We start from the raw sequence: 13,644 nt of genomic DNA on the forward strand, positions 1-13,644 counted from the left end.
GACGCAATTGATTGCGTCTCTATTCTTTTATGGTATTTTGTTATCAGTCATAAGTAATAACTCATTTGAGTTGAAGGATTGAGGTTGAACAATGTACTTCAGACAAACGAGAACTGGTATAGAATGTTAGGCGATCGCTACCACTCTAGTTTAAAAATCAAATATGCTTCCTAGAGCAGTCATAAACTATTATTGAATCACAAAATACCCAACTTATTAAATAATTTGTCTATCTGAATATCTTGATTTTCATATATATGAAAAAGATTATTAATCAACCAATACCTCTTAAAAAGATTAATTTCAAAATTAATGGCTATTTTTTTGTAATTTTAATGTGGCTGGTGAGCAGACTTGTAATTATCATGGCTATGCAAGTTGTTGCTCCTTTAATTTACACGTCAGCAGTACAGCCATATTGGCAACCTCCATATCCACTAGATTATACTCCTGGTTTTTTTCCTCAACCGAGTTGGGAACTGTTTTCTCATTGGGATGGTAAATGGTATCAAAGTATTGCTGTTGACGGTTATAAGTACGCTAATGATGGAAAGCAACATTCGATAGCTTTTTATCCTTTATTTCCCTTAATTAGCCGTGGTTTAATGATGTTTGGCTTACCCTTTGAAATTGCAGGGACAGTAGTTAACAACCTCTTTTTTTTGGGGGCGCTACTGCTGGTATATTCTTGGGCAAAAGAACGTCATGGTATTAATGTTGCCAGATGGACAACAGCTGTAATGGCTTGGTGTCCGTTTTCTTTATACGGTACAGTTATTTATACTGAAGGTTTATTTCTGTTTTTGACTACGGCGGGTTTGCGAGCATTTGATCGTCGTCAATATTTTTGGGCTGCTGTTTGCGGTGCGTTGGCTAGTGCAACTCGCGCCACAGGAATTACATTATTACCTACTTTTATTTTTGTCGCTTGGCAAGAAAAGAGACCATTAACTGCATATATTGCAGAGACTCTGTGTACCATTGGGGCTGATTTCATTTAGCTTATATTGCGCCATTACTTTCAAAGATCCTCTAGCATTTGTTCATGTACAAAAGGCATGGGCGCAACCAAGTTGGTGGTATATATTTAACGATGCTATTTCTGTAGGCAAAGATAGTTTAATTAAAGTTGTGATGGTATTTGGTGGCGGCTACATGTTGTGGTGCTTGCGAACTCATCTGAGTAAAACTGCTGTAGTCTATGGTTTTTGCTCATTGTTACTCATAATATTTTCTGGAGCGCTGATGTCTGTTAGCCGTTATGCTTATGGCATTGTGTCGCTCTCACTTGCATTAGGCTGGTTATTTTCTGCTCAAAATCGCTGGGGATACTTAATATTAACTTGGTTTGCCATATTACTCTTTTCATATTCCTTGAACTTTACTATTTGGAATTGGGTGGCGTGATATCAATTATGGGTAGTGCGATAGAGTGTTTTGTAGAGTAATAATTCAGTTGAACTATTCCTTACTCTCAAATTATTGTTGCCATATTTATAAGCAATATCACGCAAGAATTTTTCAGAATAGTCTGCCACAACTTTTTCATTTTCCATAATTTGGGTTCGTAAAGCGTCAAGATTAGAAAGAACAGAATCGCTACGTACCTACTCTAAAAAAACGCTTAACAACAAACGAGTAGCCAGCTATGTAATGAAAAATACTTAGCCGGATATAACATAACAGCAATCTGTTTCTCATAACATAAAGGTGGAAGTTGCTACAATGTGCGCGTAACACGGAAATGCGAAAGCGGAAGTTGCTACAGTTTGCGCGTAACACGGAAATGCGAAAGCGGAAGTTGCTACAGTTTGCGCGTAACACAGAAATGTGAAAGCGGAAGTTGCTACAGTTTGCGCGTAACACGGAAATGCAAAAGCGGAAGTTGATGCAATGAAAACAGAAGCTGTTACTGTGTTGAGAATTGGGATTTAGGCGATCGCTTTGGGAGTTTTTAGTCAGGGCGATCGCAGAGAATCACTTATGGCTTTTATATATCGAAAGGTAATGTCTCGTTGATAAGATGGAAAAGTTAAAAGTTAAATTTCAGAACCAGATTCAAATATAGCTGGCTCTACAACAACTTCTGAAACTACTGCTACTTCTTCTATATCCCAAACCTGTTTTGCCAACTTAGTGAGTATTTTCTGGCGATCTTCAATAGCTTGAGAATCCCAAGTGTCATATGCCTTGAGGTCTTGAACTGCTCGATTAATAGCTGTATTCTTTCCGACTCCGGGCTTTTCTGATATTGCCTTAGTTAATAAGAAAATAGACTGTGGATAAGCGGCTTTTTTCTCTGAGAAAGTTCCTCTACCAATGGAAGCGTTTATAGTTTTTTCTAAAAGAGTAAGATTACCTAATTTAGATATATATTTTATTATTTCATCGGGTTTATCAAAATCATCAATAATAGGTTGTTCCGGGGTTTGAGGTAAGATGTGTTCTATCTCTACTTTATTCTGAACGAACGTATTTAAATTGATCCAAATTTCTTCACTACCAAATGCTTTTTCATTAATATATTGAGTAATTTTTGCCAAAATATACTTTAATCGATATTTTGGTAGATCTTTTTCTTGTAGACTAAGGAATATATCTTCAAATTTAGGTATCAGATCCTGCTTAATAGGCTCAATATGCTTCTTTACAAACTCCTGTAAAGTATCAGCATCATTAACCTTACGGATTTCACTTGACCATTCAATAAAAGTGCGTTCGAGTTCATTCAGTTTTTTACCAGTAATAATGAGAGTGAAAAGTGTATTTTCAAGTTGATGGCACAATTCCGTAAATAATTCATTTGATAACTCCATACCTGTTAACAGTAAACTCATATGCTGTCTAGAATTAGGAGTTAAATGTTTAATATTATCCAAATAACGATTGTTCGTAGCATCAATATTTTTACCTTTGATAAAGGAAGCATAAGCATGAGCAGCTTTACGTAGCTTTTCTACAAATTCAATTGGTTTTTCGGTGTAATTACACACTGAATTGTTATTTAAAAACCATTCATAAACTTTCTCTTCTTGTACGTCATCACGCTTAACATCAAAATTAGAAAAAATAAAGTAACGTAAGAAACTAAAAGGCTTTTCATTTGCTGATTGTATTACATCATTTAATTCTTTCCATTGAATATTAATATTCTCAAAATTTTCTATGTTAGCTTGTTTAAACATCAGATTCTTTAATAAATCCATAGGATTTAAACCAACACCTCTATCATTAAGAGTCTCAAAGACTCTTAATGCGTGATTAACATCTGCTGTTTCAACACGTACAAGTTTGACTTTCTTTGTAAAATGTAAGTAAAACCTCCTTAATTCATTTTCATTTTCACCAAATTCATTATAAATAAAGTTGTGAATTATTATATAAGCATTAAGCAAGTTATTAGCGGACTTGGTATTACAAACTATCTGCTTTAAATCAAAATCATCATTTGGACTTGCAAAATTTTCTAAAATATTACTACTATCCTCATATTGAAGGGTTACTTTAAAACGACTTACATCAAATCCATTAGAATCTGTATCTGTTCCATAAATACGAGTTCTTATGTTATCAACCGAAGAATGGTTTTCTAGTTTAAGCAGATAATTTTTAACAACACAGGATAAGATGTAAGCAGTTGTAATTCGTTGTTGTCCATCAATCACTTCATACAAATTGTTAGTACCATCGGAACCTGGACAGACAACAATACTACCAATAAAATAATCATCAGATTTATGGCGAAATTCAAGAGAAGGAAATTCTTTATATACGTCATATAAAAGCTGTTCTACTTGCTTTTCTTCCCATACATACTCTCTTTGATAAGGTGGTATGCTGTAGAAATCATCAAATAATTTGTCGATTGTTAAATCTAAGGATTTGATTGTTTGTTGATTCATAAATTATCTATTATTCCAAAAATCTGAAATTTTTGTTATTAACATCTAACTAATTAGTGCTGCTGAGATGGAAGCAGCAGCACTATAAATGATGGACTAAAAAAACATTTCTGGATGTAATAATATCATTACATTCAGAAATTATGTGTTTTATATACTCAATGTTACTTATTAGTTAGTAACTTTTTACTCAACAGTCACTGATTTTGCTAAATTCCGAGGCTGGTCAACGTCTAAACCGCGACGGGCGGCAATGTGATAAGCCAATAATTGCAGAGGTACAACTGTCAGAATTGGTGATAGTAATTCATCCACTGATGAAACGGGGAGTAAATCGTTAAAGATTTCTGCGGCTTCGCCATCTTTCACGGGTGTTACACCAATTAACCGCGAATCTCTGGCTTTGGCTTCTTGGGCGTTAGAAATTACCTTTTCATACACATTACCAGGAACTGCGATCGCCACCACCGGAACTTTCGCATCTAACAATGCAATGGGGCCGTGTTTCATTTCCCCAGCCGGATAACCTTCGGCGTGAATATAGCTAATTTCTTTTAATTTCAAAGCCCCTTCTAAAGCAATGGGGAAGTTAATTCCTCTACCCAAAAAGATGAAATCTTGAGTATCAGCAAATTCGTGGGCTAAATGTTCGGTTAAACGTTCCTGACTGGCCAAGGTTTCTTCAATTTCTTGAGGAATTTGCCGCAAACCATCAATTATTTGCTCTATAGTTTCTTTGGGAATTGTTTGACGACGAGCAGCTAAATCTAAGGCTAAAGCATAAAACGCCATCAATTGGGCGATGAATGTTTTCGTTGCTGCAACACCAATTTCTATTCCTGCCAAGGTACTAATAATATTAGGAACACTATGACCAAGGCTGCTTTCTGGGCGGTTGGTAATACCTAAAAGTCTTGCTTGATATTTTGCTTCTTGACCTTGGCGGCGTTCTTTTTCCATTCCTAAAGCTGCCAAAGTATCGGCAGTTTCACCAGATTGAGTAACACCGATAATTAATGTATTTGGTGTCAATGGTGATGGTGCATAGCGATACTCAGAAGCGTAATGTACTTGGGCGGGAATTTCTGCTAATTGTTCTAGCAAGTATTTGCCAACTAAGGCGGCGTGCCAACTTGTACCACAGGCAACAATGTGAATTTGTTCTAAATCTGCGTAGATTGATTCAGATAAGCCGAGATTAACTGGTGATGGGTTAGTGTCGCCCGAATTATGAAAGTAAGCTTCTAAATTAGCTCTCACCACTCCTGGTTGCTCATAAATTTCTTTGAGCATGAAGTGTTTGAATCCCTGCTTTTCGACCATTGTGGGACTCAAGTTGAGCATTCGGGGTTGTTTTTTCAACCTGTCGCCAGCGAAGTTGTAAATCTCAACGCCCAATGGTGTGAGGCGGGCAATTTCCCCATTATCTAAAGGTAATACGGCGCGGGTGTAAGCAACGATCGCCGGTGTATCCGAAGCACAGAAAAATTCTCCTTGACCAAATCCAATCACTAAAGGTGCTTGTTGGCGCACAGCAATTAATTCGTCGGGATAGTCAGCCGAAATTATTGCCAGGGCAAATGCCCCATTCAAGTGGTTTACCGCTTGACGAACGGCTTCTAAAAAGGGAGAGGGAGAGTTAGGGAGAGAGGGGGAGGGCAAGTTTTTGAGAAATTCGGCTATTAAATGGGGAATTACTTCCGTATCAGTTTCCGAACGAAACTCATATCCTTTTTGTTTTAATTCTTCTCGTAATTCGCGGTAGTTTTCCACAATGCCATTTTGAATCACGGCTACTCGCCCCGCCATATCCAGATGGGGATGGGCATTATGTTCTTCTGGTTTACCATGAGTTGCCCAGCGAGTGTGACCAATACCAATGGATGACGGATTTTCTAGTTGTTCTAATTTAGAACGCAGGTTATGTAATTTACCTTTTGCCTTAATGCAATTAACTTCACCTTCCCAAATTGTGGCTATTCCTGCGGAATCGTAGCCTCTATACTCTAGTTTTTCCAGACCAGACAGTAAAATTTCTGTTGCTGCTTGAGTGCCTATATACCCAACGATTCCACACATTGCTCACACCATTCTGGTTTTAGGATTATTAGATCCAGTATAGTGTTTAGCACAAAGCTGGGGTTTTGTCACAAGTTTTTCGGGTAGGAAATAGGGAATTTCTGGGCTATTTCCTCAAAAAAAAAGGAGCAAGATGCTCCTTCTGCCACTAAGGTATTTTTATGGTTTTTGAAGTTGTACGCTTAAAAGTCACCTAGTAAGGTGGGCAGTACCCACCCTACGATGCTAAAAAAGCTTGCTATGGAGACAGTTAATGTATGAGTGATGAGAAATTTATGGTAAATTCCTCAATTCCTCAATAAGCTAGACCCATGCTACGAGTTGTTTCAGCGCCCAAGTAAACCCGGATGCTCAAAAAGTCGGTGGGGCAGGCAGTTTCACAACGCTTGCAGCCTACACAGTCCTCTGTGCGGGGTGAGGAGGCAATTTGAGCAGCTTTACAGCCGTCCCAAGGCACCATCTCTAGCACATCAGTAGGGCAGGCGCGAACGCATTGAGTGCAGCCAATACAGGTATCGTAGATTTTTACGGTATGAGACATTGAAAAAAGGCTCCTTTCGAGTTCTCTTCTCTGCGAAAGAATCATAATCAAGGCATAGTTTACCGCAGTGGCTCATCCACAGTAAGTAAAAGGCTACATAACTTCAAACAATGTAATAGGCACTTTTTAAAGTGAAAATTTGCGAAATTTCTCTGTTTCCTTATAAATCAGCTACAAGACGGCAGCGTGTTTACCTCATTTGTCCGCTACGCTCAATTTTCAATGTAAAGATACATGAAGCCAAAGTTGCAATCAACCGAGTAATTGGAATTATCTATGATGGTGATTCACTGATGACTATGAATTGGCAAACAACTCAATTTTGTAACGAAATTTTAAAGATTGAAAAAAATTTCCGAATTAATGTTTGTAATTAAAAATTATCCATAGTCTCTCCCTTATGCCATTTGAAAATTAGTGGCTTCTTCTACCAGTTCATAGCCGGATGCTAATTTGTCAGTGGCGCGGTCAATTAAATCTAAACCTTGCTGGACTGTTTCAATGAGACTTAACTGTCCGCGCAACTCGGCTGCACCGACGAATCCTTTAGCGTACCAAGTCATGTGTTTACGGGCTTGACGGACACCGCGATCGCCTTTATATTCCCATAAAGCTTGTAAATGATCTCTGGCGCATTCTAAGCGCTGAATGGGCGTTGGTGGCGCTAAAAGTTCCCCTGTTTTCAAAAAGTGGTCAACTTCGCCTACCAAAAAGGGATAACCCAAAGTTCCGCGCGAACACATCACACCATCAGCGCCAGTTTCTTCTAAGCATCTCACGGCTGCTTCTACGGAAAATATATCGCCATTGCCAATTACAGGTATCGACAGCACCTCTTTCACACGGGCTATCCATTCCCAACGGGCGTTACCATTGTAACCTTGAGCGCGGGTACGTCCATGCACTGTAATCATTTTCGCCCCGGCATCTTCCATCCGCTTGGCAAAGTCGAGAATAGTAATTTCTTTGTCATTCCAGCCAATCCGAGTTTTCACTGTGACTGGTACATCCACAGCTTTCACCACTTCGCGCACAATTGCTTCAGCAACTTCCGGCTGACGCAACAGCGAAGAACCACCACCATTTTTGGTAATTTTATTTACCGGACATCCCATATTAATATCAACAGTATCAGCCCCTTCAGCCACAGCTTTGATAGCGGCTTCGGCTAAAAAATCGGGGCGACAGTCAAACAACTGAATGCTAATTGGGCGTTCGTTGGGGTCAACTTCCATGATTTTGGGTAACTGCTTCACATAGTGCAGTCCCGTGGCGTTGACCATTTCGGTATACATCATCGAATCTGGTGCATAGCGACGCACCAAACGACGAAACACCAAATCTGTCACCCCAGATAAAGGCGATTGCAGAACCCGGCTTTTAACTTCAAAAGAGCCGATTTTTAAAGGTTGGGAGAGTCTAGCTTGCAGGCTGGGAGACAGAGTAAGCATATCAACAATTCACAATGCACACTTAATCATATCTTTTTATCCCAGGCGCTTGTTGATAATGGTAGCGATCGCCCAAGATAATTTTCGGAAGATTAAGCCTGCACTTGGTAGAGAAATTATGCCCACTTGCTGCATTAAACCGAGCAAGTCACTTTGACCCCAGTGTTCTACGAGTCGATCATCCACGATCCGATCAATATGAAAGAAGGGGATGATTATTTGTTTGTTTGTGGGAGGAATACCTTGTAATTCACCACGATGAGTACCACTAAAAATTCCACGCGTGACTACTCTATCGCCTTCAGCAATCACATCTTCAAACTGATGAATTCCATCAGGGAAAGCAGAACGAAAAACTCCTAGCACAGACTGTATGAATGCTTTCCGATTGAGTGATTCGGTAGCACCTGGGATATGAGCCACAAAATTTGGTGCAAGAAATTCCTCTACTGCTGCTAAGTCACCTTCGTCAAAGAACTTATACATTTGCAGTACAACAGATTTGTTTTGTTCAGATGGCATGACCTTTTTATTAAAAATGACATTATAAATTGCGAAGCCCTTGATTTAGGTAGTTGGATATAGCCACTTGTAGAACAATCGTGTTAACTGAGGCATTAACAAATAAGTTAATATCCAAACAACAACACCGATAGTAATCACTTGTGCCAGCAACATGGGTAGAGGAGTCAATAAAGGACTGAGTACACGGCTGACAATTGAGATTGTTACAAACACTCCTAACCAAGTCAGTAACACCATTTTGTAGCGCTTTGGTGGAGATTTTTGAGAGCGTCTTGGCAATTCAAACCAAGTTTCTAAACCTGTGAGGATTTGTACATCTTCCGGTGCTTGAATCAAGGGTTTAGCCCGTTCAATCAACTCCTGGCGCACATCTGACTCTAACCATGCTTGTAGATTCTGGTGGTGATCAAAATGGAGGACAATGATGTATTCTGAATGCACACCTTTTTGGGGTCTGAGAACATTCACTCCCAAGTGTCCTGGAAAAGTCCTCGCTACGGGAATAATACCGCGCATCCATTCTTCATATTCTTCCTCTCGACCTACTTTGATTAAATGAGTAATCACAGCCGTAACATGGTATTCAACATTAAATTGAGCGCTAGTCATGCACAAATATAGATAATTGGTAGAACCTTTTTCAACACCTTTGCCAATTTATAAGAGTGCTTTTAGATATTGATTTTCTTGGTTTCAGGCTTGGCAAAAATAATAAGTCCTAAAAATTACTTTTAACTTTTCCGCAAGGTTTTTTTAATATTATGGTAATAACAAAAAAGTAAATGAGAAAGTTCTTCTCATTTACTTTTTAAGTCAAGCCAGATTTTCTCATATTAGCTATTAGATAAGCCTAAAAATCGGCGGTATTCGTCTAGTTGTTTTTGCAGTTGATCTAGCCGCTCTAAAAATTTGCCCAGATCACCATTATTACCATTGGTAGGACTATCAGTTGGGCTATCGTTTGGAGTTTCTTCATCGGTACTGTTGTAACTCTTAATACCGATACCGTTGTTGTAGTAGTGGAACTGAGTTGCAGAACTAGTTGCAGCCGTGTGGTTAGTAACTTGAGCAGAAGCGTGGATATCTGACAAAGAGCTATTGTCAACCTTGAAAGTGGAATTTGATAGTTGATAATTAGATGATGCGATCGCTTGCTGTTTTATTGAGCTAGTGCTAATTGCAGCATTCTGAGAACTAGCAATTGCAGCTTGGGTATTATTTCCGGCGGTATCTGTAATGATTTGCCGAACCTGTGCAGGAGTTAAGCTACGGTTAGCACTCAACATCAACGCAACTACTCCAGCTACGTGAGGACTTGCCATAGATGTACCACTGTAAGAAGCATACTGATTATTCGGCACTGTGGAATAGACATCAACTCCTGGGGCTGTAACATAAGCAAGTTGATTTGTTCCAGAGCGATTAGAAAAATTAGCCAAGTTATTGTTTCTATCTACTGCACCCACAGCAATTCCTGTATTTTTGGCGTAACGAGCCGGATAATTTGGTTGAGAACCACCATCATTACCAGCCGCCATCACCACCACTACGCCTTTACTATTGGCATACTCAATTGCATTTTGCAGAGTTTTGTTAGAAAAACTACCACCTAGGCTGAGGTTAATCACATTAGCACCATTATTCGCTGCATAATAAATGCCATTAGCGATCGCACTATAAGAACCAGAACCAGAGTCATTTAAAACTTTTACTGGCATAATTTTGGCATTATAAGCAATACCAGTTACACCATAATTATTTTTTTCTCCCGCAATAGTTCCAGAAACATGAGTACCGTGACCATTTTGGTCTAGGGTGTTGTTGTTATTATTGACAAAATTCCAACCACGCACATCATCAACATAACCATTGCCATCATCATCTATGCCATTACCAGCAATTTCTTTAGTATTAGTCCAAATATTATTTTTTAAATCATCGTGGTTGTAATCAACCCCAGTATCTATAACCGCAACAACAACACCCTTCCCTGTATACCCATTATTCCAAGCTTCTGGAGCGTTTACAAGGTCAGCGCCCCAGTTATTACCTCCTGAATTGGGAACATCTGCAAAGGTACTTTTACCCGCAGCTTTAGCCACAGCCGCCGCCGCATTTACTAACCCAGATCCAGTAGTGGAACTATAGTTTTTAGTAGTTGCTGTACTTGTTTTTGCATTGCTAGTTTGGTAATAACTACTGCTACTAAGATACGAACTAGATTTATTTTCAGTATGAAAAGTATCTGCTGAGGAGAGTAGATGTGAGTTTAGCCCGTTATGAGAAAGTAATGCTTTACTAGTATCATTAATGGGCATAAGTATTTTCTCCGCAAATAAATTTAAAATTCCTTATTTTTGACAGCATTAACTGTTTAAACCTTTGCTTTCAGGTTTCAAGTAGTAAATTTACCGTCCTTGCCAATAATTACTATGAAATTAAATGGCAAAATGCTGTTTTTTTTACAAAAAAATATTAAACATAATTTAATTATTTATGTTTGTTTTTAGCTAAAAACAAGCTTGAGTAAGGATTAGACAAAATTCTATTTTTGGAAATTAATAGATAAATGCCGATAAAAAATGATAGTTCGTTGATATTTATCTGACTTTAATTTGAGCTTGTAATTTGGGATAAAAATACTCCACAAATAATGCTAATACCGTAGAGTATAAACCGATACATTCCTATTAATATATGAGCATTACGCAAAGTATATTTACTCTTACCAGTTGAATCTTGAAAATACCAAAATATGAGAGATAATGTCATCGCCAGCACAGAACCAAAAATAGCCAAAAAAATCACCCATACTAAATTAATTTTTACTGCACGAAAAAGCCAGCTTTGCAGAAAAACCCAAAATATACTAGTAATTCCTAGACAAATTGCTTCCCAAATCGGATTGATTATTGGATTGGCAGGATGTAATTTTTGTATTGTTTCTACAACAATTAAGCCTACTATAAAGAAAAATCCAATAGTGAGAAGTGAAAACATAAAAATTAACCGCAGCTAAATTTAGAATTTATGTAGAGTAGGCAATTTTAGAGTAATCCTAAAGCTTTGAAACTACGCCGAGTTACTTCAATTCGTTTAGGCGCATCCCCAGCATCTTTCATATAGATATTAGTCGCGAAGAAATAAACGTTATTATTTTGTTCTAAATATCCCACAAACCAGCCAATGTTAGGTTTTACACTAGTTGCCCAGCCTGTCTTAGCTCTTAGTATATAATTAGGTGTTTTCTCAATGATCATAATGTCTTGCACTAAATCGAATGTGCGTTGAGAAAAAGGTAATTCTCTACGATAAAGCCGTTGAAGAAATTCAATTTGTTGTTTGGGGGTAATTTGTAAAAGGCCAGATAGCCAAAATTTATCTATTTGTTCAGGTGTGCCAATTTGACGGTTTCCGTAACCAACTTGATTGATGAATTGCTGCATTCTCTCATGACCAACTCGCCGTGCTAAGACTTGATAAAACCACACGGTTGAGTCTTTATATGCTTGGCGCATATTAGTATCTCGGTTCCAGGTCGGGAATTCTCGCATAATTCCATCCCAAGTCAAAATAGCAATTTCATCTTTAATCACTCCAGTTTCTAATGAAATCAGAGAATTTAAGATTTTGAAAGTCGAAGCAGGAAGAAAGGCTGTGGAATTATGAGAGGCGTTATGTTGGTAAAATTTCTGGTTATTTTGGTCATAAATTAAAATTGACCCTTCAATGCCTAATTCTTTGAAATAAGTCTCAAAATTCACCCTTTGAGCAATCACTGAGGGGTGTTGATTAACTTTTGAGTTTGCAGAGATACCTGGAAAATTTGTAAGAGTTAGCAGTGTGATGATACTGATAATTGTAATAGAGATGATGAATAGCGATCGCCTACTTCGTATCATAACTTTTATCCTCACACAACTGGCTGACAAACCAGAAATAATACAGCAAAAAAGTAGGCAATTACCGAAAGTTATTTACTAAACTTATTATGATTTATGGTTGTTTATCTAAATCACTAAAAATACCATGTTGCTCTTTAAATACTCTCTGGGTCGTCTCTAAATTAAAGTCACTCGCTATCAAATCAACACCATCAATAATTTTTGGTATCTGATTTTCATCAATTTGCAAACTTAGAAAACATTTTTCTCGATAGTCTGGTCTTTCCTGAAAACGCTTAACAGCAGTTTTTAAAGGACGAATTACTTCATAAGCGTTCTCAGCCTTGTTAATTGCTGCTTGAGGAATTGGAGATTGTAAGCGTAAAATTGCTAGATCAATTAAATCTCTAGATTCAACACTATCATCCATGTAGCGATCAGAATTTGCCAGCAGCTTCGATGTAAAACAGTCAATGAGGCTTAAGCAGGGAACAGGCGACCATTCTGTATATCTTGGTTGGTCTGGTTGAAAGCGTGATTCAGCGATAATCTCTGTTTTAATCGGTAGATTATCTACAATAACCATCATCCTAATTCCATACTGGTCAGTAGTTCCCCGTCCAATTTGAATGTTGCTTAAATCGCTAAATAATGCTTCATATCCACCATCAAATACAACTGTACGTAGATACTTGTATCCTGATGCACCCACAGGAGAAATAAAGTCAATGTCTTTACTCCAACGGTATTCTTCAAAATCAAGTGCAAGAAGGGTTCCACCACCAAAGTAAGCAGAACCCTCTTTAAGTACATCAGGATTTAAACTTTCAAGAATCATCAAAATTTTATTATGGTGATCCAATCTAAATTTCATACACAGGCTTCTAGCCAGGAATGATAACGTTTAGCAAGAGCCTTAACGAAATTTAGTTCTTCGCCTTCAAGATTATTAAATAGTTGACGATGCTGCCAACCTCGCTCGTAGCGACTTAGCATTTGCTCTGGAGTAAATTTATAGACATCTCCTGTCTGCCAGCAGACGGACTCTAAAAAAGGTAACTTTTTGGGAATCCTAGCTAGATTAATTGTTGGTGTAGCAGTTTTCATAGCAATTCTAATTAGCTACTGTATCTAACTATATTTCTAGAATAACTCATAAACTCACGTCTACTACCAAACTAAAGATAAACCGTTAAACTACTCCTAACTATTAGGAATTAGATAGCTGACTATGGCCAAAGTAAGTTATCTAGCACTAGTCA

The 13,644-nt window shown here is 38.0% G+C and carries 13 protein-coding genes; 2 read left to right on the forward strand and 11 right to left on the reverse strand.

Annotated elements, in window-relative coordinates; all coding sequences use genetic code 11:
• Positions 1-365: 365 nt before the first annotated feature.
• On the forward strand, positions 366-1,001 hold the full coding sequence (locus tag AC504W_RS21570) for a mannosyltransferase family protein (protein WP_494879402.1): 636 nt from the start codon (positions 366-368) through the stop codon (positions 999-1,001).
• Positions 982-1,407: a hypothetical protein gene (locus AC504W_RS21575; protein ID WP_494879404.1), complete on the forward strand. Its 426-nt coding sequence runs from the start codon at positions 982-984 to the stop codon at positions 1,405-1,407. Before AC504W_RS21570 ends, AC504W_RS21575 begins: the two co-directional genes overlap by 20 nt.
• A 632-nt stretch (positions 1,408-2,039) precedes the next feature.
• On the opposite strand, the gene AC504W_RS21580 is transcribed toward AC504W_RS21575, so the two are convergent.
• From AC504W_RS21580 to AC504W_RS21630, 11 genes are all read right to left on the reverse strand, one after another.
• Positions 2,040-3,902 (reverse strand): DUF262 domain-containing protein, encoded by a 1,863-nt coding sequence (locus AC504W_RS21580; RefSeq protein WP_494879406.1) that lies wholly within the window; start codon positions 3,900-3,902, stop codon positions 2,040-2,042.
• Positions 3,903-4,088: 186 nt separating this feature from the next.
• Positions 4,089-5,981 (reverse strand): glutamine--fructose-6-phosphate transaminase (isomerizing), encoded by a 1,893-nt coding sequence (gene glmS / locus AC504W_RS21585; protein WP_494874269.1) that lies wholly within the window; start codon positions 5,979-5,981, stop codon positions 4,089-4,091.
• 295 nt (positions 5,982-6,276) lie between these two features.
• Complete coding sequence (psaC, locus tag AC504W_RS21590; protein ID WP_012411495.1) at positions 6,277-6,522, reverse strand: photosystem I iron-sulfur center protein PsaC; 246 nt, start codon at positions 6,520-6,522, stop codon at positions 6,277-6,279.
• A gap of 398 nt (positions 6,523-6,920) precedes the next feature.
• A complete protein-coding gene (gene dusB / locus AC504W_RS21595; RefSeq protein ID WP_494874270.1) occupies positions 6,921-7,973 on the reverse strand; it encodes a tRNA dihydrouridine synthase DusB in 1,053 nt (350 codons plus the stop codon).
• Positions 7,974-8,009: 36 nt separating this feature from the next.
• Complete coding sequence (locus AC504W_RS21600) at positions 8,010-8,495, reverse strand: ester cyclase (RefSeq protein WP_494874271.1); 486 nt, start codon at positions 8,493-8,495, stop codon at positions 8,010-8,012.
• A 45-nt stretch (positions 8,496-8,540) separates the two neighbouring features.
• Positions 8,541-9,107: an antibiotic biosynthesis monooxygenase gene (locus AC504W_RS21605; protein WP_494874272.1), complete on the reverse strand. Its 567-nt coding sequence runs from the start codon at positions 9,105-9,107 to the stop codon at positions 8,541-8,543.
• Between the two features lie 224 nt (positions 9,108-9,331).
• On the reverse strand, positions 9,332-10,816 hold the full coding sequence (locus AC504W_RS21610; protein ID WP_494874273.1) for a S8 family peptidase: 1,485 nt from the start codon (positions 10,814-10,816) through the stop codon (positions 9,332-9,334).
• A gap of 292 nt (positions 10,817-11,108) precedes the next feature.
• Positions 11,109-11,498 carry a hypothetical protein gene (locus AC504W_RS21615; protein WP_494874274.1) on the reverse strand — a complete coding sequence of 130 codons (390 nt, stop codon included), beginning with the start codon at positions 11,496-11,498 and terminating at the stop codon, positions 11,109-11,111.
• 47 nt (positions 11,499-11,545) lie between these two features.
• Entirely contained in the window at positions 11,546-12,400 is an 855-nt protein-coding gene (gene blaOXA / locus AC504W_RS21620; protein WP_494874275.1) for a class D beta-lactamase, read from the reverse strand.
• A gap of 94 nt (positions 12,401-12,494) precedes the next feature.
• Positions 12,495-13,220, reverse strand: a complete 726-nt coding sequence (locus tag AC504W_RS21625; protein WP_494874277.1) for a nucleotidyl transferase AbiEii/AbiGii toxin family protein — start codon at positions 13,218-13,220, stop codon at positions 12,495-12,497.
• 32 nt (positions 13,221-13,252) lie between these two features.
• Positions 13,253-13,489, reverse strand: a complete 237-nt coding sequence (locus tag AC504W_RS21630; protein ID WP_494874278.1) for a hypothetical protein — start codon at positions 13,487-13,489, stop codon at positions 13,253-13,255.
• Positions 13,490-13,644 lie beyond the last annotated feature (155 nt).

Source organism: Nostoc sp. C96 (assembly GCF_059384975.1).